Below are 23574 nucleotides of genomic sequence, written 5' to 3' on the forward strand. Positions count from 1 at the left end.
TACAGTTCGCCGGACGGCAATTCGCGCCACACGACGTCAGGAGAGGGCACCGGTCGGTGACTTCGCGGAAAATACTCGACACCAAGTACCGGATCTCGGAAACGGCCATGGCCCTGTTCCTGAAGGAGGGGTACGCGAACGTCACGGTCGAAGCCGTTGCCGCGGCGTCCAGCGTGTCCCGCCGTACCGTTTTCCGGCACTTCGAAAGCAAGGACGAACTGGTATTCCCGGACCACACCGAGCGCCTCGGGCTGGTCGAGCGGTGTCTCGCGGCGGCTCCGGAAGGCACGGATCCGGTGGATGCCGTCATCGCGGCCACCGAGGAGTCGCTGCATGAATTCCTCAGCCGGCCCGAACTCGTGCTCCGGCGCTACAAACTCACGCGTATCGTGCCCGAGTTGCGCAAACGGGAGGTCGTCGAACACGAGCGGTACGTGGCGCTGACCCGGTCGTACCTGCGCGATCACCTCCCGCCCGACGCGCCCCCGTTCCAGCCGATGGCCATCGCCGCCCTCATCGACGCGATCCACCGATCGGCCCTCGGCAACTGGGTACGCGAGGGCGGCACGACCGACCCCGAAGCCGAACTGGCGGCGGGCATGGAATGGGTGCGCCGGATGATGGTTCACCAGTCGGCGTTCTCGACCGCTCCCCTGCTTCTCGCGGTGCTCCCCGACACGCCGCAGACCCGCCGCGTGCTGATCTCGTTGAAGGACGCCGCGGAGGAACTGCCCTGACCCGGGTCAAGGGCTGCGAGCGCGCAATATCGATGACTCTGGATTTATTGGCTCGAACTCTGGCGTGCCGGCAGACGACCGTTCTACCGTCGCCCTATGGTCTCGCGTCGATCCCTCCTGCAGGCTGTCCCGCTCGCCGTAGCGGCCCTCGGCGCCCCCGTTGACGCGCGCCGGCGGGCCGCATCGGGGAGCTCCGGGCGCGTACCGCCCGATCCGGCTTCGGCGCCGGCCGCCGCGGCCGCCGTCCGTGGCTTCACCGCGGATTTGTACCGCTCGCTGGCCGCGGTGTCCCCCGACGGCAACGTGGTGTGCGCCCCGTACTCGGTCGCGCTCGCGTTGGCGATGACGCGCGCCGGCGCCGGAAGCACCACGGCGGACGAGATGGACACGGTGCTGCACGCGCCGCAACCGCGTCCTGCCGCCCTCGACAACGGGCTCAACACCGTCGATCAGCTGCTGGCGGGCCGGTACCAGGACGGCGACGGCATCAAGGCGCCCAAGCTGACCACCGCCAACGCCCTGTGGACGCGACTCGACCTCACCCTGCGGCCGGCCTTCCAGGACGTCCTGGCGGGGTACTACGGTGCCGCGGCACATCCGGTCGACTTCCGCGGTGCGACGGAGGACGCCCGTCAGGAGATCAACGCCTGGGCGTCGGACCGGACCAACTCGAGGATTCCCGAGTTGCTGCAATCCGGTTCGGTGAGCCCCGACACGACACTGATCCTGACGAACACCATCTACCTGAAGGCGCCGTGGCGGTACCCGTTCACCGTGCCCGCGACCGCCACGGCGCCGTTCACCCGCGACGACGGCCGGGTCGTCGACGTGCCGCTGATGCGGGGGCCGTTCGAGCGGATGGGCTACCTCGAAACAGACGGCTGGCGCGCGGTCGACGTGCCGTTCGCCGACGGCAGCCTCGCCATGGCGGTCGTCATGCCGACCCGGCTCGGACTGGCCGCGCTCGAGGCGCAGCTCGACGCGGCGTGGCTGGGCAGCCTACTGCTGGGCTTTCAGATCCGGGACGTCCGCTTGCGCTTGCCGAAGTGGACGTTCCGGCTGCCGGTCCAGCTGGGCTCCACACTGAGCGGGCTGGGCATGCCGACCGCGTTCACCGCGCGGGCCGACCTCACCGGCATGAGCACCGATCCGTCCCTGAAGATCGACGATGTGGTGCACGAGACCTTCATCGGGATCGACGAGAAGGGCGCCGAGGCGGCTGCGGCGTCGGCCGTGATCGTCCGGCCGCCGTCGATCCCGAGCGGGCCGGACTTCTTCGTGGACCGGCCGTTCCTGTACGTCATCCACGACAGGTCCAGCGGCGTGCCGCTGTTCATCGGCCGGGTCCACGACCCCTCGGTCACCCAGTAGACCGGTCGACGTCATCTCCGGCGGAGGGGCGCGGCGGGAACGCGTCGCGCAACTGGCGCCGGGAGGTGACGCCGAGCTTCCCGAGCACCTTGCGCAAGTGCCACTCGACGGTGCGCGGGCTGAGGAACAGCCGGGACGCGACCTCCGCGTCGGTGAAGCCCTCCCGGACCAGCCGGGCGATCTGCCGCTCCTGAGGGGTCAGCTCCACGTCGGCGGCCGTCGCGACCGCCCGTCTCCGCACGGTCTCGCCGGTGGCGATGAGCTCCCGGCGCGCGCGCTCGGCGAACCCCTCCATCCCGATCGTCACGAAGATGTCGTACGCCCTGCGCAGGTGGTCCCGTGCGTCACCGAACGGCTGAGTCTCCTTGACGAGCCGGGCCAGGGCATCGAGCACCACCCCGGAATCGCCTACGCGAACCGCGGCTTCCACCAGTTCCGGCAGAACCCAGGCGGAGAGGTTCGCGTCGAAGAGGTCTCCGCCGGACTGAATGGCGCGCAGGGCCTCCGGATACCGGACCAGTCCGTTGTACAGGACGGCCGCTGCCCAGTTGGCCGCGATGACCCCCAATCCGAAGCCGGCGGCGATCGAATTGGTGATGGTGGGGCCGATGATCTGGGCCGCCTCGGCCTCTCGCCCCTGGAGCGAGAGCAGCCGCAGCTGGGCATAGGGCGGCATCGGACTGCCGATCGCCTTGGAAACCGTGTCGGCCTCGGCGACGAGGGCAGTTCCAGTAGCAGCTCCGTGGCTTCGCGACCATGGCCGGACGCGAAGGCGACCTGTCCTCGCAACGCCATGGCCCGCCCGGCGGCGAGCGCGTCCGGCTGTTGCTCGCCGAGGATTCGCAGCAGTTGCCGTACCTCGTCGAGGTCGCCGGCCGGAAGGCAGGCCTCGGCGGCCGCAAGCAGCCGATCGGTGCGCCGGTGGGGGTCGGCGGTCAGGACGACCGCGCGCCGGAGGAACGCGGCCGCCGCCGCGATCCCACCCCGGGCCCGGGCCTGAGCGGCCGATCTCTCCAGTTCGGTGGCGACCTCCTCGTCCGGCACGGCCGCGGCCGCGGCGAGGTGCCGGGCGCGACGGTCGGCGGCGTCTTGCCGGTCGGTTACCTGGGCCAGGGCCAGGTGAGCGGCCCGGCGCTCGGGCGGTGCCGCCGCCCGGTAGACGGCCGACCGAACGAGCGGGTGGCGGAAGGTAACCCGTTCGGCGATCGTGAGGAGCCCGTCCAAGTCATTGAACATCGTCGATCCGAGCGATTCTCTTCCCGATCGCGGATCGAGCAACGGGATCGAGTGATCCCGGACTCCGCGCGAGTCACGACTCGAAGGAGAGGCCGAGCATGGACGCCAAACCACTGTCCGGAGCGGTCGCGCTGGTTACTGGCGCCAGCAGTGGCATCGGCGCCGCCACCGGCCGACGCCTGGCCGCTGAGGGCGCGGTGGTGGCCCTGGTAGACGGCCGCCGCGAGCGGTTGAGCCGGTTGGTCCGGGGAATCGCGGACGAGGGCGGGCGGAGGCGTTCGAGGCCGACATCACCGGCCCCGAGCAGGCGTACCAGGCCGTTCAGGACACCGTCGAGCGGTTCCAGCGGCTGGACATCCTGGTCAACAACGCCGGCGTCATGCTGCTGGGCACCGCGCTGCACGCGACGATCGAGGAGTGGGATACACCTGGACGACGACATCCGCGAGACAGCGCTGGGACAGATCAGCGGCCTCGAGCCGCTGCATCCCACCGACGTCGCCGATGCGGTCGCCTACATCGTCCTGCGCGACCGGCGGGCAGCGGTCAACGTAATCATGATCCGTGCCGCCGACCAGACATGGTGACGGGCTCCGGCACAGCCTTGGCGCTTCCCACGGGCGTTACGAGCCCGTACGAATCACCGCGAACACGGGCACGCCGCCCTGACACGTTCGGTCAGCAACGACGGGTTGCCTGTTGACAACGCGGTGTCGCGGGTACGGTAGTCGGCGTCACACCGTCCACATGGGTTGGCAAGGCGGAGGTAAGGGTGCCGGTCACAGGCCAACGCGTCGTGCGGCGGGCGTTGGGGCGGCGATTGACGCGGCTTCGCACGACGTCCGGCATGAGCCGGCGTGATGTGGTGGAAGCGCGCCTGGGCATCTCGGAGCCGACGCTGCACCGCATCGAGACGGGCAAGGTGCCGGTCACCGGGGCCAACGTACGCGCGCTCTGCTGGCTCTACGGTGCGGATCAGAGCATCACTGACGCGCTTGCCGACCTCGCGCTGGGCACGTCACAGCAGGAGTGGTGGGACGCCAGCCCGGTGATCCCCGAATGGTTCAAGCTGTACGTGGGCCTGGAGGCGTCCGCATCCCGGATGTTCGGTTACGACGGCGAGGTCATTCCCGGCGAGCTGCAGACCCCGGAGTACGCGCGCGCTATCTTCGGCGCCGAGCAGCCGGTCGACCCGGAGCTCGCCGAGCGCCACATCAAGCTCCGCATGCAGCGGCAGAAGACCCTCTTCGCCCGTAACCCACCGATCCACCTCGTGACGGTGCTCGGCGAGGGAGCGTTGACCCGGCCGGTCGGCGGCGAACACGTGATGAAGGGGCAGATCGAGCATCTACGGCGGCTGTCCCGGGAGGATACGGTCGACGTCCGGGTGCTGCCGTTCTCGGTCGGGGCGCACGCGGCGATGGCCGGCGCCTTCCGGATCCTGGAGTTCGACGACCCGGACGATCCCGACGTGGTTTACCTCGAATCGCACGTCGGTGCCCTCTACCTGGAGGAGCAGGTCGAGGTTGACGAATACCGGCGGATCTTCGATCTCATCAGCAAAGATTCCGTGCCGGTCGCAGAGTTCCGGTGACGAGCGGCGGAAGCCTGTCGTGATCAGTCGGTCAGGAGCCGGTCGAACTCGCCGCGCTTGGCGCCGAACAGGAACGAGTCCCACTCCTCGGTGGTGAAGACCACGGTGCCGGCCTCGCGTGCCTTGCTGTTTCGGACCTCGATGAAGCCGTCCTGACGGCGGGCCTCGACGCAACTGCCGCCGTTGCCTGTCGACCTGCTGGAAATCATCCAGCCGGTTTCGCTGCTCATCAGCGCCCCTCCCCCTGGAGTTGCTTGCTGTGCGTAACCAATCTGCCACCGATGCGACGGCCGCCTGACGTGCAGAATCAGTATTAACGAGTACGCACGACTCTTTCACCACGAAAGTGGCAGCACTTAGAGTAGCCGAAAACCGGTTCGGATGCATCCTGTCATGGTGAGACCTGTCTTCGTGAAATCTTGCACGGGCCTCGGCCGACTGTCATGATTCCCTTGTGGCGCTTGGCGATCCCTCGCCGCCACCTTGACAGCTCCAGCTGGTCCCCCGCAGCTTTGAGAGGACGGCCGATGCGGATCCTCGATCCTGCAACCGCCGCCGCGGGCGGTGCACTGACAGAGGACGCTCAGCTGCGCGCGGGGTCCGAGACCGCCCGCCTCCAAGCTCGCATCGATCAGCTCGCGGCGCACGTCCAGCAGCTGGAGCAGGAGCGCGCCTCACTCCGCTGGATGGCCGGCCACGACGAGCTCACCGGACTCGCCAACCGCCGCCTCTTCCACGCGCTCGCCCCCGAGCTGCTGCGCGCCGACGCTCGCTCGTCGGCCGTTCTGGTCCTCGACCTCAACGGTTTCAAGCCGATCAACGACACGTACGGGCACGATGCCGGCGATGAGGTCCTCTGCGTGGTCGCCCGGCGCATGGCCGCCTGCCTCGGCGACCATCTGGTGGCCCGGTTCGGCGGTGACGAGTTCGCCGCGCTGCCGCGCGCGCCGCGCGCCGACGTCCCGGATGCGTGGTGGCACGAGATGGCCGGCTCGGTGAGCGCTGCGATCGCGCCCCCGATGGACGTGCTGGGCCACACCCTGTCCGTCACCGCCTCGATCGGCGTCGTACCGGCTGGGCGCTCCGCTGATCTTCCCGACTTGCTGCGCCGCGCGGACCGGGCGATGTTCAGCGCCAAGCGGCACGCGAACACCATCGACAAAGCCGTTATCACCTGGGCCTTGGCCACCGAGAGCGGCGACCACACCGAGACGTACGGGGCTGATACCACCCCAGTTTCCCCGCCGGGCCCGACCGCCTCGGAAATGGCAGGGGCATGCCGGCCGGGCGACCCGGTATGGGTGCACCGCAGTGGCGCCCGCCGTGCGGGAGTGGTCGAGAGCGCCTGCGAATGGGCGGCCCTGGTCCGCTACCGATGCCCGAACGGCGCCGGCACAATGGTCGACACGATCCCCACGAGCTGCCTCACGATCCGAGCCGAAGCCGATCCGTACCTGGACCGGAAGTCTTCAACCTACCGGTGATGCCGAGCTGACGGCCGTCGCCGCGGCAGGCTCAGTCGCGGCCACGCTCCCCGTCAGCCCACCGTCAGCACGAGCTTTCCGCGCAGGCCACCGGCCAGTACGCGCCGATGGGCCTCGGCCGCTTCGGTCAACGGCATCGTGGCCGCCACGCGCGTGCGCAGCCGTCCCGCCGCCACTTGACCCACCAAGTCCGCCAACAGCTCGCGATCGTGCGCGATGAGTTGCAGCTCTTGGCGCACACCACGTGCTGGGATGATGGCCGGCGTGGGCCGGGTCGCCACCACGATTCCCCTGTCCTCGACGGCAGCGGCCGCCGCCTCGCCCAGGGGGACCGCGTCGAACACCGCGGCCACCGACCCGACCGTGGCCAGATCGACGGAACGGGGAACTACCTCGTCAGCGCCGAGACTGTGCACCCATTGCTCATCGGAGTGGCTGGCCTGCGCCAGGACACGGTAGCCGCTCTGAACGGCAAGCTGGGTGGCGAAGCCGCCGACACCGCCGCTGGCACCGGTGACCAGAATGCTGCTGCCGGCCGGAAGCATGGCCAATGACACCAGTGACAGCCCCTGGTGTGCGGTCTGGGCGTTGAGCGGCACCGTGGATGCGGACACGAAGTCGAGCCCGTCCGGCAACCGCACCAACCAGTCCGTGTCGGCCGCCACGAGCTCGGCGTAGCCGCCCGGCGCACCCCGGGTCAAGTACCACGGAATCATCCCGACGACGCGGTCACCCACCCCGAAATCGGCCGTGTCGGGGCCGACGGAGGCCACCTCGCCGGCGATGTCCCACCCGGGCGAGAACGGCGGCGGAACCGGCCCACGAGGAATTTCGCCGGTGGTGGCCGCCACGTCAGCCGGATGCACACAGACCGCGCGGATCCTGACCACAACCTGCCCGGGCCTGGCCTCAGGCTCGGGCAGTTCAGTCACCTGTAATACCTCAGGACCGCCAAGCGCGGCCGCGACGACTCCCAGCACGGGTCCACTCTAGACCGCCGGCTCCCGATAGATAGCCCCCGCCAACTCTTTCGTAGCCCGCCACCTGTCGGGGCGCTGCCGGAGAGAACCGACCGGCACCATGGGCATATTCAGCAGTCCGTGTCCGGAGCTGTCGCGGTGGCACAGGCGCCGGCTTGGGTCGTACGGACCCGGGCCAGTAGAGAGTGCAAAGCGCCGCGCTCCTGGACGGTGAGGTCGGCGAAGAGTTCCTCCTCGACACGGGCGATGGCGGCGTCGAACTTGGTCATGGCAGCCGCGCCGGCTTCGGTGATCTCGACGATGTGGCGGCGGCGATCGGCCGGATCGCGGCGCCGTCGTACCAGATCACGGTCCTCCAGCGCGTTGAGCAGGGCGACCAGGACGCTGGGGTCCACACCCAGCCGGGCACCGAGGTCACGCTGGCTGAACTGACCGCCGTCGAGGTGCATCAGCACGACGGCGTGGCGGGGGGTGACCCCGGAAGTGGTGAGCGCCTCACGGATTCGGGCGTCGGCGGTTCCCCCGTGCCTCGCCAGGAGCAGGGAGAGGCGCGACTCCGGCCCCACGGTTCCGGAGTCGTCGCCGCCGGACGAATGGGCGGCAGCGCTGGTCGTAGGGGCAGTGCCGCCGCGTCGTGGAGCCATGGTCCGACCATAGCAAGACGGATATCGTCGTTTGACGTCAATCGTTGAAGTACATAGATTATCGGCATCCGCTCACTATCTGCCGCACCGGGTTCCTGGGCCAACCGACAGCCCCCTTGTCTTCATGGGAGTTTCCGTGTTCATCGCGTATGTCGTCGTCGCCATCCTGCTGTCGTTGGTGCTGCTCATGTCTGCCCGCGGCGACATCGTCCGCGACCCGAAGATCATCGAGCCGCTCAAAGCGATCGGGGTGCGTGACAGCTGGTTCCTGCCCCTCGGCCTTGTCAAGATCGCTGGCGCACTGGGGCTGCTCGTCGGCATCGCCTACCGCCCGCTGGGCATCGCGGCAGCGATCGGCGTCGTCCTGTACTTCCTGGGCGCCGTGATCACACATCTGCGTGCGGGCGACAAGAAGGGGGTCGGTGCGCCGGCCGTCATCCTGCTCGTCGCCGTGGCCCCCGTTGTGCTGGGCATCGCCACGGCCTGATCGAGGTGAGCTGACGCCCGGATCGCGGCAGCGTTACCCCAATCCCCGTCGATGCTCCGAAGACAACTGGCGGCCGACTCGGGCTGGTGGCCGCTGCGAGCTGCCAAACGGTGCCGAAGCTTCCCGGTGGCGCCACGCACCGGTCACGACGGCCACGGCCGTCAGCGGCCCGCCGCGACCCGGCACACGGCCGCCCCCTCGTCGACGGCGACGTCCCAGCCGGCCGCGCGGAGCTCGGCCGCAGCGGCACCGGCCGTTGCGGCGGGCACGTCGAGGTGGACGGCCAGGGTGCCGTCGGGGTTGGCGGTGGCGGCGACGACGGCTTGCGGCGTCGCCGGCAGCAGGGCGGCCAGGGCGCCCGGCTGGGGGCCGACGGTCACCCGGAGCCGGATGCGGTCGCCGGGCGGGCGGGCCCGGGCCGCGCCGGCCGCTCCCTGCTCCAGCAGGGCGGCGATGTCGTGCACGGCCTGTTCGTGGCCGTCCGGCCCGGTGGCGGCCAAGGCTTCCACGGCGGCCAGCAGGCGGGTGAGGTCGTCGTGGACGGCTCGGAGCACGGCGGCGATCGGTGCGGCGTTCGAGCGGACGATGTCGGTCCACAGTGCCGGGTCGCCGGCCGCGACCCGGGTGACGTCGCGTACTCCCTCGCCGACCAGCTTCTCGGTGCCGGCCGGCCCCTCCCGCAGGCGGGCCGCGGTGAGGCCGGCCATGAGATGCGGCACGTGCGAGGTCAGCGCCACCATCGCGTCGTGCGCCCGGCTGTCCAGGCACACCGGCGTCGCGCCGCACAGCTCGGCCAGCGTGGTGGCGCTCCGCAGCGCCGCGGCGCCGGTCCGCTCGGACGGGGTCAGCACCCAGGTCCGGCCGGTGAACAGGTCGGCGGTGGCCGCCAGAGGGCCGGAGCGTTCGCGCCCGGCCATCGGGTGGCCTCCCACGTACGCCGCCGGGTCGGGCGCCAGCCGCAGGACGTCGCGCCCCGGCTCGCCCTTGACCCCGGCCACGTCGGTGTAGCTGCGCGCTGCCCGGCGCTGCTGCGCCTCCCGCAGCACCAGGCCGACCTGGGTGGGCGGCACCGCGACCAGGGCCAGGTCCACCGGGTGGCGGGGCGTCTCGGCCCGGCCCGCACCGAGCGACTCGGCCACCCGGGCCGTCGCGGCGTCGCGGTCGGCCAGGAACACCTCGACCCCGGCGCGCCGGGCGGCGAGCGCCACCGAGGTGCCGATCAGACCCGTGCCGACGACCAGGAGACTGCGCACCACCGAACTCCTCCCCGCTCAGGCCTGCGCCGCGGCCTGTTCGCGTTCGACCGCCTCGTACAGGGCCTTGATGTTGTTGCTGCCGAAGGTGCGTGCGCCGCGCCGCTCGATGAGCTCCCAGAAGAGGGTGCGCCGCGGGTGGGTGGACGCCGTGAAGATCTGGAGCATGACGCCGCCGTAGTCGCGGTCGGCGAGGATGCTGAGCTCGCGCAGCCGTTCCACCGGGACGCCGACCGCACCGAGCCGTCCCGGCAGCGCCGCGTAGTACTCGCCGGGCGTGGACAGGAACGGCACGCCGCCGGCAGCACAGGTGCGGACGCCGGCCACGATGTCCTCGGTGCGGAAGGCGACGTGCTGCACGCCCGCGCCCTCGTGGGCCGCGATGAAGGCGTCGATCTGGCCCGGGTCGCGGGTGACGTCCGGTTCGATGATGGTGAAGGTGACACCGCCCGAGCGGCTCTGCACCACCTTCGAGCGCATCGCCTGCTTCCCGACGATGATCCTTTCCTCGAAGGTGTGCTCGAGGTCGAACACCTGCTGGTACCGGCGGATCGTGCCGTCCAGCTCACCGGGCGGCAGGCAGACGGCCAGATGGTCCACGTCGCGCAGCAGCCCGGCGGCGGGTTGCGGCCGCTCGGCGATCAGGCCCGGCGCGAACGGCCCGTCCGGGCGCCGGCGCGAGGCGAAGCGATGCTCGACGTCGCCGAAGCCGTTCACCGCCGCGAAGGTGACCCGGCTGCCCTCGGGGTCGAGGGTGTGCGGGGGTTCGAGCGGGGTGGCGCCCCGCTCGACGGCCTCGGTGAAGGCAGCGGCCGCGTCGTCGACGGCCAATCCGACCACGGCGATGCCCTCGCCGTGCCGGGCGAGGTAGTCGTGCGCCCGGTGGCCGGCGGTGAGCGGCTCGGTCACGAGCAGGGTGATGTCGTGCTGGCGCAGCAGGAGGGAGACCCGGTCCTCCAGGTCGCCGCGTCCGTGCACGGCGAAGCCGAATCCGGTGCAGAGCCGGGCGGCGCACTCCTCGGCGTCCTCGGTGAACATCTCCAGATGGTCGATCGTGCGAATGTCCATGTCACAGCTTCCGATCGGTTTCGGCCTCGATGAACGCCACCAGCCGGGTGATGCCTTCGTCGATCTCCTCGGGCGACAGGTAGCTGACGGAGAGCCGCAGGGCCCGCCGCCCGCCGTCGTCCGGGTGGAAGTAGCGCATCGGCGTCCAGATGACGCCGAAGTCCTCGGCGGAGCGGGTGAGCGCCGCGTCGTCGGCCTCGAAGCCGACGGTCAGGCCGAGGAAGAAGCCGCCGCTGGGCTCGTTCCACCGCACTCCCAGCTCCGCCCGGCGCCCTTCCGGCAGCCGCTCGGCGAGCCGGTCGAGCACCCGGCGCATGGCCTCGCCGTAGTGGCCGGCCGCCTTGGCGTTGAGCTCCGAGACCCGGCCGCCCGAGGCCAGCAGCGCGCCTGCCACCACCGCCTGGCTCAGCGACGAGGTGTTGACGGTGACCATGCTCTTGATCTTCGAGAGCTCGTCGGCCAGCAGGCCGTCCCGGCCGTCGTCGCTCGCCACCGGCTGGTCGGCCACGGCGAAGCCCACCCGGGCGCCCGGGAAGAGCGTCTTCGAGTACGAGCCGAGATGCACCACCGAGCGGTTGCGGTCCAGCGCCTTCAGCGTGGGCACGGGTTCGCCCGGGCTGACCAGACGATAGGGGGTGTCCTCGAGGATCAGGATCTGCTCGCGCGCGGCCAGCTCGAGCAGTTCGGCCCGGGCCGTGCGGGAGAGCGTAGAACCGGACGGGTTGGCGTGGTCGGGTACGAGGTAGAACGCGCGCGGGCGGCGTCCGGCGGCCCGCTCGGCCCGGATCGCCGCTGCGAGGTGGGCCGGGCAGACCCCGTCGGCCGTCTCCGGCACCGCGCTGAGCGTCACGTCCAGGAGCCGGGCCACCCCGGTGATGCCCACATAGCAGGGGCTGGAGACCAGCAGCACATCGCGCGGGTCGCGGATCAGCGCGCGTACGACCAGCATCATCGCTTCCTGGGCGCCCACGGTGACCACGATGGACTCGGCCGGAACGTCGATGCCCTCGTCCCGGCGCAGCGAGTCGGCGATGATCTCGCGGATCTGGCCGGCGGTGGGACCGTACTGGTAGACCGCCGTGCGCACCTGGGCCGGCGTGGCGCCCTGGTCGCTCAGGTGGTCGAGATACCGGCGGAGGTGGGCGATCACCTCGTCGGTCTCGAAAAAGCCGTCGTACGGGCGGCCCGGCGCGAACGAGACGGCATCGGGATAGCGCAGCGTGACCTCGTTGAGGAAGTTCATCGTGTCCAGGACCGGGTCGGACATGCTCGCGTGCAGCTCCGATTTCCGCAGCGCAGTCATGGGATCACCGGCCCCCGAGTCCCGCGGCGGCCAGGAACTCGCTGCGGGAGCGGGCGTCGTCGCGCAGCGCTCCCAGCATCGTCGAGGTGATGGTGCGCGCGCCGACGGCCTGCACTCCGCGCAGCGTCATGCACAGGTGCTCCGCCTCGATCACCACGCCTACCCCGTTCGGCTGGAGCTCCTTGGTGAGCCAGTCGGCGATCTGCTTCGTCAGCCTTTCCTGCACCTGGGCACCGTGCGCGAACATCTCGACGACCCGGGCCAGCTTGGACAGGCCGAGGATGCGGGAGGCGGGCAGGTAGCCGACGTGCGCCACCCCGGTGAACGGGAGCAGGTGGTGCTCGCACACCGAGCGGAACGGAATGTCGCGGGCCATGACCAGTTCGTCGTACCCCTCGTCGTTGTCGAACGTGGTGAGCTTGAACTCGCGGGCGGTCAGCAGGTCGGCGTAGGCCCGGGCCATGCGGGCCGGCGTCTCGTGCAGGCTCTCCGGGCTCAGGTCGACGCCGAGCGCCTCGAGGAAGGCCGCGGCTGCGGCGGTCGCCGCCCCGAGGTTCCGGCCCGGCCGGAGGCGCGTCACTTCTTTGGCGGTGATGGTCACTTGTCTCCCTCGATTCGTGTGCTGCCCGGCTCGGCGTACGTCCCGGACCAGCTAGGTGGACGTCTCTCCGCGAAGGCGCGGGGTCCCTCGGCGGCGTCGGCGCTGCGCCGGCGCCGCTCCTCCCAGTCGTAGGTGGCGGTGAAGGCGCCGGGCAGGGACAGGTCGACCGAGCGCAGCGCGGCCTGTTTGATCGCCCGGACCGAAAGCGGCGCCGCGGCCAGCAGGTCGGCGACCCAGCCGTCGACGCACTCGTCCAGACGCCCGGCCGGAACGACATCGTTGACCAGCCCGTACGCGTGTGCGGCGGCCGCGCCCAGCCGGCGACCGGTCAGCAGGTGGCCCATCGCGACCTTCTGCGGCAACTGCCGGATCAGCCGGAACACGCCGCCGGCGCCCGGCACGAGACCCAGCCGCACCTCCGGCAGACCGAACACCGCGCGGTCGGACGCGACGATCAGGTCGCAGGCCAGGGCGAGCTCGAAGCCCCCGCCGAGGGCGTAGCCGTCGACCCGCGCGACGACCGGCTTGCTGAAATCGAAACGCTCGGTGAGCCGCGGCCAGCCGGGCCGGCCCCGGCTGCCGAAGGAGGAGGCGGGCGTGCCCGCCGCGTCGCCGCGTGCCCGTTCCTTGAGATCCTGTCCCACGGAGAACGCGCGATCGCCGGCTCCGGTCAGCACCACGACCCGGACCTCGTCGTCCGCCTCGGCGTCGTCCCAGACCTCGGCCAGTTCCTCGTGCATGCGCAGATCCATGGCGTTGAGCACGTCGGGACGGTCCAGCGTGACCCGGGCGACGTGGTCCTTCTTCTCGTAGCGCACCCGGGCCCCGCTCATGCCGAACGCCCCGCGAACCGGCCGACCTTGTCGATCACGTCGCCGGCGTGGATGCGCAACGCCTGCTCGAGAGCGAACTCGGCCAGGTATTCGCGCAGCGCGTCGAGCGGCTCCTCGGCCACGTTGAGCATCCGCCGGTTGGCCACGACGGCGTCCCCGGACAGCGCGGCCAGGCTGCGCTCCACCGCCTCGTCCATCTCCTCCGGCGCCACCACCTCGTCGACCAGCAGCCGTGCGTCCGGTTCGGTGGCCCGGATCCGGCGGCCGCCCAGGATGACCTGACGCGACAGCCGGGCCCCGGCGATGCGGCCGAGGCGCAGGTTGCCGGCGCCCGGAACGATCCCCTCGCGGGCGGCGGGCAGGCTGAGGTAGGCGTCGGAGGCCGCCAGCACGTGGTCGAAGACCAGCAGGAGCTGGCAGCCGCCGCCGATCGCGAAGGAGTCGACGGCCGCCACCCACGGTTTCTGTGCCGGCGGCAGCCACCGGTCCGGGTCGTCGTCGGCCACGCCGCGCACCAGCTTGTGCAGGTAGCCGAGCTCGCGCCGGAGCAGGAACCCGGTAAGCGAGATCCGGCCGGCGCTGATCGCCTTGAGGTCGATTCCGGCGCTGAACACCCGCCGGCCCCGGTACCGGGGATGGCTCATCTCGCCGCCCCGGACCAGACCCACCCGTACGGCGGGGTCGAGCAGGGCCAGGTCGACGGCGGTCTCCATGTCGTCGACCTGCTGCTCGTCCTCGGCGTTGAGGTTGTCCTGCCGGCACATCGTCAGCCGGGCCACCCCGTCGCGCCGTTCCAGCCGCACCGCCTCGGTGACCAGCACGCCCGTACGCCGGAACTCCGGGAGCAGCCGCCGGGCCCGCGCGGTGGGCCGCAGCATCGCGGCCATCAGATGCCGCCCGGACCGCTCCGACCGCAGCACCGCCCGCAGGAAGATGCCCTGGTCGATCTCGAGCCCCTCCTGGTCGGACTGATCGCGGGACCGTTCCCGGGCCAGCTGTCCGGAGGTGGGCGCCAGCCCCGGAAACTCGTCCGCGGCCGCCTCGGCGAGCTCGTCCACCCGCAGGTGCCGCGTGCGGCCAGCGGTGAGCTCGTCGTAGACATGATCGGCGTACGCCGCCATGAACCGGGCCCGCAGGCGGCGGGCCGCGTCGTGGGCGGCCGCCGCCTCTGCCCGCTGTCCCGGCGTGCGCCGGCCGGGGGACGGCAACGCCGCCAGCACCCGGTCGGTCTGTGCCGCGACGTCGGTCAGGCGCACCCGGTCGGCGCCGAGGTCCCGCACCGGGGCCGCCGTGGTCACGATGCTGCCGCCCGGCGCAGGGCGCGGTCGCAGGCGGCCAGATGCGAGCCGAGAGCCTCCTCGAAGCTGTGCTCGGAGGCGTCGAGCTGAAGCTGCCGCCGGATCGCCAGCTCCTTTCCGGTGATGCCGGCCGACACGGTGGCGATCTCGGTGAGGACCGCGTCCGGCCGGTCGGCCACGACGTCGATCAGCCCGGCCGTCGCCGCCTGCTCGGCGCCGAGCGGCGTGCCGAGCAGCGCCGCCGTCCGCACGCCGGAACTGGAGCCCTGCCGGGCGAGCCGGTACAACGCCATGCCGGGCCACGTGGCGCCGCCACCCGCGGGGACGATCAGCCGGGTTCCCGGCGCCGCGATCCGCATGTCCGTGGCGAGCAGGACGTCGAGGGCCGTGCCACCGCAGTCCCCTTCGGCGACGGCGACGGTGACCAGGCCGAGCCGTTCCAGCCGGCGCACCGCGCGTTCCCACTTGGTCAGCAGGCCGACGGAGAGATCCTCCGTCCAGCCCGGGCGCGGGGCGCCGGAGACGTACGCGGTCAGCAGTCCGGAGGCGAACCCGTCCTCGGCCCGGTCGCAGATCCTCAGCACCGCCTCGACCGCGGCCGTCGACACCGGCTCGCCTCCGTCGACGTGCAGCACCAGGTCGTCGATGCCCGCCGCGCTCACCATTGGATCAGTGCCGTTTCGATGGTCGAGCCCGGACCCATGGTCATCAGAACCCCGTAGTCGCCGGGCCGGGTGACACCCTCCTCGACCAGACGCTCGTAGGAGAAGAGGAACGAGCCGCTGGAGACGTTGCCGTAGTCGCGCAGCACCCGGACGGTGTGCCGGACGTCGTGGCGGCTCAGACCGAGGTTCACCACCACGGCGTCGATCACCTTCTTGCCTCCGGAGTGGACGAGCCAGTGCCCGATGTCGCTGCGCCGCAGGCCGGTGCCGGCGAGGAGCCGGTCGACCACGGTCTCGGCGTTGGCCCCGACGACGTAGGGGATCTGGGGGTCGAGAAAGAAGCTGAAGCGGTCGAGGGCGCTGTCCCAGTCGTAGCGCATCGCGTCGATCGCGTCGGTGATCAGGAAGCTGGCGAACTTGAGGATCCGCGGACCCGGGCGGGCCTCGCCGGGGCCGTCACTGATCAGTGCCAGCGCGGCCGCGCCGTCGCCGAAGAGGCTGTTGACGACCGCCGTGCGCATGGTGCCGTCGAGGGCGTACGCCGCCGAGCAGGCCTCGGCGCAGAGCACCACGGCCAGCTCACCGGGGTGCGCGGCGGACCAACCGGCGACGACGTTGAGCGCGTTGAGCCCGGCGTTGCAGCCCATCCCCACGATGTCGGAACGGCTGCAGTGCGGGTCGATGCCGAGTTCCTTGATGAGCAGCGCGCTGAGCCCGGGGGTCAGGAAGCCGGTCGACGTCACGCAGCAGAGGTGGCGCAGGTCGGAGAGGGCCGCGCCGGTCCGCTTGAGGCAGGCCTGCAGCGCCTGGCTGCCCATCTCGATGGCGAGGCGCTTGTGCTTGGCCAGCAGATCACCCTGCGGCTCGGGCCGGCGCCGGCCGTCGGCGTCCGGCTCCGGAAGGGTGAGGCGCCGCTGGGTGATCGCGCTGTTCAGATAAACCGAGCGGACCTTCGGATCGTCGATTCCCAGAAGTCCCAGCAATTCGGGTTGGGTGACCGTTGTTCCGGTCGACGCGGTGCCCACTCCGACCATTCGTGAAATGGCCGGCCGGGCCGTGCTCGCGGGCGAATCGACGGGACGTTCGAGAGTGGCCGTCATCGGTAGAGCCACCCCCACATGCGGGGCTTACTGCGAATGAGTTCCTTGACCGACGCCGAAGACATCGCAAACCTCCGAGCAATACGAAGAAGCTGACACCCGCGACGGTAGGTTTTCGCATTCGCGACCGTCAAACGATGTCCAACCGCCCCGGACCGGAAATCAGCAGCCGTATCTCTGGAGCCCGGCCCGGCTGCGCACGTTGAGTTTGCGATAGACCTTGGTGAGGTGCTGCTCGACGGTGCTCACCGTGACGAAAAGGCGCTCGGCGATCTGCCGGTTGGTCTTGCCGGCGGCGGCGAGCGTGGCGACCCGGTGCTCGGCGTCGGTGAGCTTGGCCCCGTCCTCGGGCGCCGGCGGCAGCGCCTCGGCGGGCGGAAAGCCCGGCACCGGATCGGTTTCGGGACCGGCCGGACCGTCCACAATGCACGCCGCGTCGACGCCCCAGCGGGCGATCAGGTCCAGGCACGACCGGGTGTAGGTCGCCGCGCTCTCCGGGTGGCCCATGGCCAGGTGGTACTGGCCGAGGGCGAGCAGGTAGGGCAGCGCGAACGGCGTGTCGAACATCGCGGGCGGCACCGGGACCGCCAGATAGGACCGGGCCGAGTCGTTGTCGCCCAGATCGGTGCTGGCGCGGACCGCGACCGACAGCGGAAGGCCGACCACCACGCCCCACACGGGCGGCGGCACGGTGTCGAAGACCTCCCGGATGCTGCTGAGAGCGGTGGCGCTGTCGCCGGCCCGCAGCATGGCCACGGCCTCGATCGTCGCGATCATCACCCGCCGCATCGGCACCCGGTTGATCCACTCCTCCTTGAGCAGGCGGTCGCACCAGGCGATCGCCTCCGCCAGCCGGCCGGTCTGCACCAGCACGACGAGGGCGTAGAGGGCGGGCGTCAGCGGGGTGCCCGCCCGCATGCCGACCAGCATCTGGTCGGCCCGGTCGCTCGGCGCGCCGTCGACAGCGAGGCTCGCCGCCGCGCTGAGGTAGGCCGCGGCGGCCAACGGGCCGCTGAGGGCGAGCGGCGAGTCGGCGGGCAGACCGGTCTCGTCGCCGGTGCGGCGGAAGAAGGACCAGAGGTGCGCCGCGCCCGAGTCGCCCTCGCCGGGGTCGGTGAGCCGCATCAGCTCCTCGGCCTCGTCGAACTCGCCCCACCAGAGCAGCTGATTGACCGCGGTCAGCACGTCGGGACCGGCGAGCAGGCCGGCCCGGGCGTCCTGGCCCAGCTCGTGCAGGCGGCGCGCCGCCCGGCTCGGATCGGCGTGCCACTGCGCGTCGGCGAGCAGGACGCCGGCCCGGGCCCGCTGATCCTCGCCGGAGCTCGCCGAGACGGCGTGCCGCAGGCTGCTCACCGCGCTGTCGACGTCGCCCGCGGCCATCGCCTCGCGGGCCGCCTCGCAGAGGATGGCGACCCGCCACGGCGCCTTGCCACCGTCCTGCGCCGTGATCAGATGCTCCGCCACGGCGCTCGCCGAGGCCCCGCTGCCGTGCAGCAGCTCGGCGGCCCGGCTGTGCATCACGGGCCGCTCCGGGAACGGGATGCCGGAGAGCACCGCCGCGCGGGTGCGCGGGTGCCGGAACCCGTCCCAGCCGAGGACGCCCATCTCCCGCAGATCCCGGATGCCCTCGTCGACCTGGGCCACGTCGAGACCGCTGAGCTCCGCGACCAGCTCGGGGGTGGCGTGGTCGCCGAGGACCGCGATCGCTTCACCGATCTTGGCGGTCGACGGGGCACAGCGGTGCAGGCTGCGCAGGACGGCGTGCCGGAAGTTCACGCCCGGCTCGCCGGTTGCCGGGTCGGAGGCGGCGGACAGATCGTCGATGAGCGCGAACAGGAGCAGCGGGATGCCGCCGCTGACCTCGGCGCAGAACTGCACGAGCGCCCGGTCGGGCACGCCACCGAAAGGCTCGCGCAGCTGCTCGGCGATGTCGGCGCGGGTCAGCGGGGTGAGCCGGAGCCGGCGGCAGAACGGTAGGTGCAGCATCTCGGCGCGCAGATCCGCCGTGTCGCGCTCGTAGGAGGTGCTCTCGTTCAGCACCATCACCACACCGGACGACTCGACCCGCCGGATGAGAAAGCTGAGGCACCGCAACGACTGCTCGTCGGCGAAGTGGACGTCGTCGATGCCGATGAGCAGGGTCCGACCGCAAGCGAAGTCGCGAACCGCTGCGGCCACACGGTCCATCAGCACGAAGAAGTCTTCGCCACTGTCGAGGCCGCCGGGGAACGGATCGGCCATCCCGGCGCCACACATCGACTGGATCAGCCGGTCGACGACCCCGTACGGAAGCTCGCGCTCGCGGGCCGATCCGGTTACCTCGAAGCACCAGCTGCCCTCGCGGGCGGCGCGCGCCGACATGGCCTGGAGCAGGGCGGTCTTCCCCGTTCCGACCGGGCCGCTGACCAGCAGCACCGCGCCGCTGCCGCGGGTGGACGCCTCGTGGACCTGATCGAACAGCAGCAATTCCGAACTTCGCCTACTCAATATCACGAGCCCCCCCGCCGGGCACATCCCATTACTGCATGGGACCGGACCCTACCGAAGCGGAGCAAACGACGGAAACGCAGATCCAGATCGGACGGACGTCATTTTCGGCAGGTCAGGGGCGGGTTACCCGATTAAGGTCCGAACCTAAGAATCTTCTGTGAATGACCTTCCGGACCGCCTGCCTGCACCATCGGCCTCGGTGATATAGGACATTGCATCTCGGCGCCTGTCCAACCGCGTGCCTCCGCCGGTTGGACAGTGCCCGGTCAGCGGCCTGCCGCCGCCGCCTTCGCCTGACGCCACTGCTCGTCGTTGAGTCCCCGGCGCCAATATCCGGAAATTGACAGCAATTCCTTGGCCACTGCGCGTTCGCGGAGCAGGAAGCGGCGCAGATCCTGCATCACGCCGCCCTCGCCGTGCACGAAAGCCTGCACCACCCCGGGCTCGAAGGACAGCGACCGCACGGCCTCGGCCAGGCTCCCGCCCCGGTTGCGGTGCACCCACCGGATCTCGCAGTCCGCGGCGGTGGGCAGCTCCTGCTCCTCACCGGCGTCGCCGACCTCGACGATCACCCTGGCCCGCCGGCCCGGCGCCATGGCCTCGAGGGTCACGGCGATCGCCGGCAGCGCGACGGCGTCGCCCACCAGCAGATGCCAGTCCGCCTCAGCGCCCGGCCGGTAGAGACCGCGCGACTCGTGCAGGAGCACCGGATCGCCCGGGCGGAGCGTGGACAGCCAGGACGGCGTCAGCCCGGGTCGGCCGTGGTCATAGATGTCGATCGCCATCTCGCCGGCCACCGGGTCGAGGGAGCGCACCGTGTAGGTGCGGGTGCGCGGCCACGCCGCGCGCGGCAGATCGGCGTGGATGCGGCGCATGTCGAGGTCGCCGGGGTAGGTCACCCCGGGCCGCAGAAAAGCCACCCGCACGTACGTGTCGGTGAACGGTCCGACGTCGAATTGCGCGACGGCCGGACCGGCGACGATCATTCTCGTCATTCGCGGGCCGACTCTCTCCAACCGGTGCAGAGCCAGCCGGACAAGGGGCCGGCCGGGCGCCGTGGTGCCGATCATTTTTCCTCCCCGTCCGATGCTGACGAGGGTGAGGATAGGCTCGCCTACCGCAATGGGCGAGCACGGTCGAACAGCGCCCGGGACGACCGTTCAACTGCGCGGAAAAACAGTTGGACGCACCTATTTTCGCGCGGTTGACATCGACACGGTCCCTGCTGCGATAGTGACTCCCGGAACGCGGTGGCAGCCACGCACTCCCCGCTTCCTGATACGACGGGAAACAATTCTGCCGTCGATCGGAGTGACCATTCTCGGTTGGAGGGTTCATGAGTGTCAGTGACGAGCCGGTGTTTCTGCGATCCAATGCGATCATCGAGCCGCTGGTCGACCGGTTCTATGCCTGGATGCACATCGTGTCGCCGGCGGCGGCCTCGCTGAACCTGGCCAAGGTCCAGGTGCCGCTGCTGGAGTCGTATCTGCAGAATCCGCAGGTGCACGTGGCGGCCAGCGTCAATCCGGCGCTGCGCGGAGGCTACTTCGTCAACGTCGAGGAAGCGCGCAGCATGGAGATCGCGGCGCTGCTCGACACGATCAAGCGGGACCGGGCCGACATGCTGGCGTTCGCGGACGCGATCGCCGACGCGGACGACCTGCTCCGGCAGAGCGCGACCGGCTTCGACCTCACCCCGCTCTACCCCAAGCTGCCGTCGCCGCTCAACGGGCTGGTCGAGCTGGCCTACGACACCGGCAACCAGGCGTCGCTGCACCTGCTCGAGCCGGTCCTCTACACCAGCCCCTACTACGACGTCAGCCGCCAGTCGATCCAGCTGTCACTGGAGACCGGCATCGAGCGGCCGTTCATCCTGAGCACGCCGCGACTGCCGAACCCGGACGTGCTGGACCTGGAGATCCCGTTCACCCACGCGGGCATCGACGAGCTGTTCAAGGCGCGGATCGCGCCCACCACGGTGGGGCACCTGCGTGGGGCGCTCGAGCTCGACGACGCGCAGACCGTGCAGCTGCGCACGCTGCTCACCGACCGGCCGAGCCTCTCGCCCGACCGCAGCATCGAGTCGGGTGGCCGGGTCCGCTACTTCGGGCACGCCTGCCTGGTCATCCAGTCGCCGGAGACGACCATCGTCACCGACCCCTTCATCAGCGCCGACAACCGGCACGGCGACCGCTACACGCTCGACGACCTGCCGGAGCGCATCGACTACGTGCTCATCACGCACGGCCACCAGGACCACATCGTGCTGGAGACGCTGTTCCAGCTGCGCAGCCGGATCGGCGCGGTCGTCGTTCCGCGCTCGTCGCGGGGCAACCTGTGCGACCCCTCGATCGGGCTCTACCTCAAGGCGCTGGGCTTCCGGGTCGTCGAGGTCGACGACTTCGACGAGATTCCGATCCCCGGCGGCCGGGTGGTGGCCACACCGTTCCTGGGCGAGCACTCCGACCTGGACATCCGCGCCAAGTCGACCTACTTCGTGCAGATCGCGGGGGCCAACGTCTACGTGGGCGCCGACTCGTCGGGCATCGACCCGGTGCTGTACCGCTACGTCCGCAAGCACCTGGGCCACGTCGACATGGCGTTCCTCGGCATGGAGTGCGACGGTGCCCCGCTCACCTGGCTCTACCAGGGCCTGCTGACCCGCCCGGTGACCAAGCGGATGAGCGACTCGCGCAAGCTCTCGGGATCCAACGCCAAGCAGGCCGGCGCCATCATGACCGAGCTCGGCGCGGACGAGGGCTACATCTACGCCATGGGCGAGGAGAGCTGGCAGGGCCACGTCATGGCGACGACCTACAACGAGGACACCTACCAGATCAAGCAGATCGAGGAGTTCCTCGGCTGGTGCTCCGGCAACGGCATCACCGCCGAGCACCTCTACAACAAGCGCGAATGGCGCTGGTAGGCACCGGATCGGCCGAATGACAGCGGCCGGACCACCGCATCGGTGGTCCGGCCGCCGGTCTATGTGCGGAGGGTTCAGCCCGCGACGCGCTGTCCCGGGCCGACCCGGGTGGCGAAATGGGCCCACTGGTCGGCGAATTGACGGGCCAGGTCGGCCACCACGTCGGTGCAGTGCGGCGGCACGTTGTCGACGATGGCGTCCCACTCCTCCGTCCAGCGGGTGTGCAGCGTCAGAAGGCGCAGCAGGTTCCGCCCGGTCTCGGTGTAGCGCAGGGCGGGATCGCTCATCAGCCGGCCGACGATCACGGACCGGTCGATCTCCGGTTCCGGCTGGTCGCCGGCCCGGAAGATGGTCAGCGGCCGATGCTCGACGCTGCGGGCCGCGCCCTTCGCCGGCGACGAGCCCCGGGGTCGCCGGGCCGGCACCACGTCGGCGCCGCTGAGCAGCCGGTTGCGAACGTCCCGGGCGGTCTCCGGCGAGATCGCCGCGGCCTTGGCCACCTGCCGGAGCGACAGGTCCGGGTTCTCGGCCATCAACCGGCCGGCCAGCAGGCGCCCCGCGCTGCTGTCCAGCGGACGCACCCGGCCGTCCTGGCCGACCCGGCCGGCCTCGGGCGCGGCCGCGCCGGCGACGCGGCGCCGGATGTCGGCCACCGTGCCGGGCGAGATGCCGGTCACCGCGGCGACCCGGCGATCCGACCAGTGCGGGTGAGACACGGCGATGCGCTCCGCGGCACGCTTGCGGTCGGCCAGCGCGAGCGGCAGGCCGTGCGACACATTGAGCCGTACCGAGAGCACGAACGCCTCGTCGGCGGAACCGTCGAAGAAACGTCCGGCGATGGTCGTCTCGCCGCGTCGCAGCGCGGCCTCGATCCGGTGCGCGCCGTCGATGACGCGCATCGACGACCGGTGCACCACGATCGGCGGCAGGTCGTTCTGCGCGTGCATCATGACCTCGACGTGCACCGGGTCGGCACCGGCCGATCGGAGTGATCCGCTCAGGTCGAGTGAGCTGATCTCCAGCAGGGTGACTGGTTGTTGGTTGATGTCCTCTTCTTCAGATGTCAACGGAGCTCCTCGGGCTCTTGACGCGCGCGCCGGGCAGCACTCGGGCGCGCACGTGTCAGGCCGGCACTCCTGGTGGAGCACGCTCGGGGCACGACTCGGACGGGCCGGACCGTCGGTCCCGGCCCGCCGGCGCCACGAATGCGGCTCACACAGAGCAGATCGGCCTCAGCTGGCGATTGCGGCATTCCGCATGCGGACACGAATCGACCGCCGACTCCGATGACGGCGGTGGATGACGGGTCGCATTCATTCCGGGTGTGGACACCGGTCGATCAGCCAGGGACCATGACTCTTCTCCCCCATGCTCGAAGTTGCCGACGCCAACGGCGCGCATCGATCGCTGATCTCGCGCGCCGGGCGTCGTTCAGGTCATCGCATCCGGAACATAACATTCAGTTATGACGATGGCATCCCCTGACCATGAGGCCGGCCGGACC

Annotated in this window: 22 protein-coding genes and 1 pseudogene; 8 read left to right on the top strand and 15 right to left on the bottom strand. The window is 70.8% G+C overall.

Annotated elements, in window-relative coordinates; all coding sequences use genetic code 11:
* Positions 1-56 precede the first annotated feature (56 nt).
* Both KXC43_RS46065 and KXC43_RS46070 read left to right on the top strand, forming a co-directional pair.
* Positions 57-737, top strand: a complete 681-nt coding sequence (locus KXC43_RS46065) for a TetR/AcrR family transcriptional regulator (protein WP_221382623.1) — start codon at positions 57-59, stop codon at positions 735-737.
* Positions 738-833: 96 nt separating this feature from the next.
* On the top strand, positions 834-2108 hold the full coding sequence (locus KXC43_RS46070) for a serpin family protein (RefSeq protein WP_221382624.1): 1275 nt from the start codon (positions 834-836) through the stop codon (positions 2106-2108).
* Here the strand turns inward: KXC43_RS46070 and KXC43_RS46075 are convergent.
* The gene (locus KXC43_RS46075) at positions 2098-2784 is read right to left on the bottom strand and encodes a helix-turn-helix transcriptional regulator (protein ID WP_221382625.1); all 687 of its coding nucleotides are present in this window, start codon (positions 2782-2784) and stop codon (positions 2098-2100) included. The genes KXC43_RS46070 and KXC43_RS46075 overlap by 11 nt on opposite strands.
* An 80-nt stretch (positions 2785-2864) precedes the next feature.
* Between KXC43_RS46075 and KXC43_RS52095 the strand changes: the two genes are divergently transcribed.
* The 3 genes and pseudogenes from KXC43_RS52095 to KXC43_RS46090 all read left to right on the top strand — a co-directional run bounded on the left by KXC43_RS52095 (position 2865) and on the right by KXC43_RS46090 (position 4938).
* Positions 2865-3557: a hypothetical protein gene (locus KXC43_RS52095; protein WP_255646000.1), complete on the top strand. Its 693-nt coding sequence runs from the start codon at positions 2865-2867 to the stop codon at positions 3555-3557.
* Positions 3443-4047, top strand: a pseudogene (locus KXC43_RS52100) (SDR family oxidoreductase). Before KXC43_RS52095 ends, KXC43_RS52100 begins: the two are co-directional and overlap by 115 nt.
* A gap of 93 nt (positions 4048-4140) precedes the next feature.
* Positions 4141-4938, top strand: coding sequence for a helix-turn-helix domain-containing protein (locus tag KXC43_RS46090; protein WP_221382626.1), 798 nt, complete (start codon positions 4141-4143; stop codon positions 4936-4938).
* Positions 4939-4961: 23 nt separating this feature from the next.
* Here the strand turns inward: KXC43_RS46090 and KXC43_RS46095 are convergent, their stop codons facing one another.
* Entirely contained in the window at positions 4962-5168 is a 207-nt protein-coding gene (locus KXC43_RS46095) for a DUF397 domain-containing protein (protein ID WP_221382627.1), read from the bottom strand.
* 297 nt (positions 5169-5465) lie between these two features.
* On the opposite strand from KXC43_RS46095, the gene KXC43_RS46100 reads away from it, so the two are divergent.
* Entirely contained in the window at positions 5466-6422 is a 957-nt protein-coding gene (locus KXC43_RS46100; RefSeq protein ID WP_221382628.1) for a GGDEF domain-containing protein, read from the top strand.
* 53 nt (positions 6423-6475) lie between these two features.
* Here the strand turns inward: KXC43_RS46100 and KXC43_RS46105 are convergent, their stop codons facing one another.
* Both KXC43_RS46105 and KXC43_RS46110 read right to left on the bottom strand, forming a co-directional pair.
* Positions 6476-7402, bottom strand: a complete 927-nt coding sequence (locus KXC43_RS46105) for an NADP-dependent oxidoreductase (protein ID WP_221382629.1) — start codon at positions 7400-7402, stop codon at positions 6476-6478.
* A 110-nt stretch (positions 7403-7512) separates the two neighbouring features.
* Complete coding sequence (locus KXC43_RS46110; RefSeq protein ID WP_221382630.1) at positions 7513-8046, bottom strand: MarR family winged helix-turn-helix transcriptional regulator; 534 nt, start codon at positions 8044-8046, stop codon at positions 7513-7515.
* A gap of 136 nt (positions 8047-8182) precedes the next feature.
* Here KXC43_RS46110 and KXC43_RS46115 point away from each other — a divergent pair, with 136 nt between their 5' ends.
* Positions 8183-8533, top strand: coding sequence for a DoxX family protein (locus KXC43_RS46115; RefSeq protein WP_221382631.1), 351 nt, complete (start codon positions 8183-8185; stop codon positions 8531-8533).
* Between the two features lie 161 nt (positions 8534-8694).
* Here the strand turns inward: KXC43_RS46115 and KXC43_RS46120 are convergent, their stop codons facing one another.
* From KXC43_RS46120 to KXC43_RS46165, 10 genes are all read right to left on the bottom strand, one after another.
* The gene (locus KXC43_RS46120; protein WP_221382632.1) at positions 8695-9786 is read right to left on the bottom strand and encodes a prephenate dehydrogenase; all 1092 of its coding nucleotides are present in this window, start codon (positions 9784-9786) and stop codon (positions 8695-8697) included.
* Between the two features lie 18 nt (positions 9787-9804).
* Positions 9805-10854: a 4-hydroxyphenylpyruvate dioxygenase gene (gene hppD, locus KXC43_RS46125; RefSeq protein WP_221382633.1), complete on the bottom strand. Its 1050-nt coding sequence runs from the start codon at positions 10852-10854 to the stop codon at positions 9805-9807.
* A gap of 1 nt (position 10855) precedes the next feature.
* On the bottom strand, positions 10856-12157 hold the full coding sequence (locus KXC43_RS46130; RefSeq protein WP_221382634.1) for an aminotransferase-like domain-containing protein: 1302 nt from the start codon (positions 12155-12157) through the stop codon (positions 10856-10858).
* Between the two features lie 4 nt (positions 12158-12161).
* Positions 12162-12758 carry a GTP cyclohydrolase I FolE gene (gene folE, locus KXC43_RS46135; RefSeq protein WP_221382635.1) on the bottom strand — a complete coding sequence of 199 codons (597 nt, stop codon included), beginning with the start codon at positions 12756-12758 and terminating at the stop codon, positions 12162-12164.
* The gene (dpgD, locus tag KXC43_RS46140) at positions 12755-13591 is read right to left on the bottom strand and encodes an enoyl-CoA-hydratase DpgD (RefSeq protein WP_221382636.1); all 837 of its coding nucleotides are present in this window, start codon (positions 13589-13591) and stop codon (positions 12755-12757) included. Before dpgD ends, folE begins: the two co-directional genes overlap by 4 nt.
* Positions 13588-14889: a (3,5-dihydroxyphenyl)acetyl-CoA 1,2-dioxygenase DpgC gene (gene dpgC / locus KXC43_RS46145; RefSeq protein WP_221382637.1), complete on the bottom strand. Its 1302-nt coding sequence runs from the start codon at positions 14887-14889 to the stop codon at positions 13588-13590. The genes dpgD and dpgC overlap by 4 nt, the downstream gene beginning before the upstream one ends.
* The gene (gene dpgB / locus KXC43_RS46150) at positions 14886-15554 is read right to left on the bottom strand and encodes an enoyl-CoA-hydratase DpgB (RefSeq protein WP_221382638.1); all 669 of its coding nucleotides are present in this window, start codon (positions 15552-15554) and stop codon (positions 14886-14888) included. Before dpgB ends, dpgC begins: the two co-directional genes overlap by 4 nt.
* Positions 15548-16654 (bottom strand): 3,5-dihydroxyphenylacetyl-CoA synthase DpgA, encoded by a 1107-nt coding sequence (gene dpgA / locus KXC43_RS46155; protein WP_221382639.1) that lies wholly within the window; start codon positions 16652-16654, stop codon positions 15548-15550. Before dpgA ends, dpgB begins: the two co-directional genes overlap by 7 nt.
* A 162-nt stretch (positions 16655-16816) precedes the next feature.
* Complete coding sequence (locus KXC43_RS46160) at positions 16817-19120, bottom strand: helix-turn-helix transcriptional regulator (RefSeq protein ID WP_221382640.1); 2304 nt, start codon at positions 19118-19120, stop codon at positions 16817-16819.
* A gap of 290 nt (positions 19121-19410) precedes the next feature.
* On the bottom strand, positions 19411-20214 hold the full coding sequence (locus tag KXC43_RS46165; protein WP_221382641.1) for a siderophore-interacting protein: 804 nt from the start codon (positions 20212-20214) through the stop codon (positions 19411-19413).
* Positions 20215-20480: 266 nt separating this feature from the next.
* On the opposite strand from KXC43_RS46165, the gene KXC43_RS46170 reads away from it, so the two are divergent.
* Positions 20481-22070, top strand: coding sequence for an MBL fold metallo-hydrolase (locus KXC43_RS46170; RefSeq protein WP_221382642.1), 1590 nt, complete (start codon positions 20481-20483; stop codon positions 22068-22070).
* A 74-nt stretch (positions 22071-22144) separates the two neighbouring features.
* Here the strand turns inward: KXC43_RS46170 and KXC43_RS46175 are convergent, their stop codons facing one another.
* A complete protein-coding gene (locus tag KXC43_RS46175) occupies positions 22145-23137 on the bottom strand; it encodes a ParB N-terminal domain-containing protein (RefSeq protein ID WP_221382643.1) in 993 nt (330 codons plus the stop codon).
* Positions 23138-23574 lie beyond the last annotated feature (437 nt).

It is taken from the genome of Paractinoplanes polyasparticus, from assembly GCF_019710575.1.
In the GTDB taxonomy this organism is placed as follows: domain Bacteria; phylum Actinomycetota; class Actinomycetes; order Mycobacteriales; family Micromonosporaceae; genus Actinoplanes; species Actinoplanes polyasparticus.

Excerpts from the sequence above, each read along its gene's own strand:
- KXC43_RS46095 (WP_221382627.1), bottom strand. The coding sequence starts at position 5,168 with ATGAGCAGCGAAACCGGCTGGATGATTTCCAGCAGGTCGACAGGCAAC.
- KXC43_RS52095 (WP_255646000.1), top strand. The coding sequence starts at position 2,865 with ATGGCCGGACGCGAAGGCGACCTGTCCTCGCAACGCCATGGCCCGCCC.
- KXC43_RS46110 (WP_221382630.1), bottom strand. The coding sequence starts at position 8,046 with ATGGCTCCACGACGCGGCGGCACTGCCCCTACGACCAGCGCTGCCGCC.
- dpgA (WP_221382639.1), bottom strand. The coding sequence starts at position 16,654 with ATGACGGCCACTCTCGAACGTCCCGTCGATTCGCCCGCGAGCACGGCC.
- dpgB (WP_221382638.1), bottom strand. The coding sequence starts at position 15,554 with ATGGTGAGCGCGGCGGGCATCGACGACCTGGTGCTGCACGTCGACGGA.
- KXC43_RS46070 (WP_221382624.1), top strand. The coding sequence starts at position 834 with ATGGTCTCGCGTCGATCCCTCCTGCAGGCTGTCCCGCTCGCCGTAGCG.
- KXC43_RS46100 (WP_221382628.1), top strand. The coding sequence starts at position 5,466 with ATGCGGATCCTCGATCCTGCAACCGCCGCCGCGGGCGGTGCACTGACA.
- KXC43_RS46075 (WP_221382625.1), bottom strand. The coding sequence starts at position 2,784 with ATGCCGCCCTATGCCCAGCTGCGGCTGCTCTCGCTCCAGGGGCGAGAG.
- KXC43_RS46130 (WP_221382634.1), bottom strand. The coding sequence starts at position 12,157 with ATGACTGCGCTGCGGAAATCGGAGCTGCACGCGAGCATGTCCGACCCG.
- KXC43_RS46165 (WP_221382641.1), bottom strand. The coding sequence starts at position 20,214 with ATGATCGGCACCACGGCGCCCGGCCGGCCCCTTGTCCGGCTGGCTCTG.
- KXC43_RS46170 (WP_221382642.1), top strand. The coding sequence starts at position 20,481 with ATGAGTGTCAGTGACGAGCCGGTGTTTCTGCGATCCAATGCGATCATC.
- dpgD (WP_221382636.1), bottom strand. The coding sequence starts at position 13,591 with ATGAGCGGGGCCCGGGTGCGCTACGAGAAGAAGGACCACGTCGCCCGG.
- hppD (WP_221382633.1), bottom strand. The coding sequence starts at position 10,854 with ATGGACATTCGCACGATCGACCATCTGGAGATGTTCACCGAGGACGCC.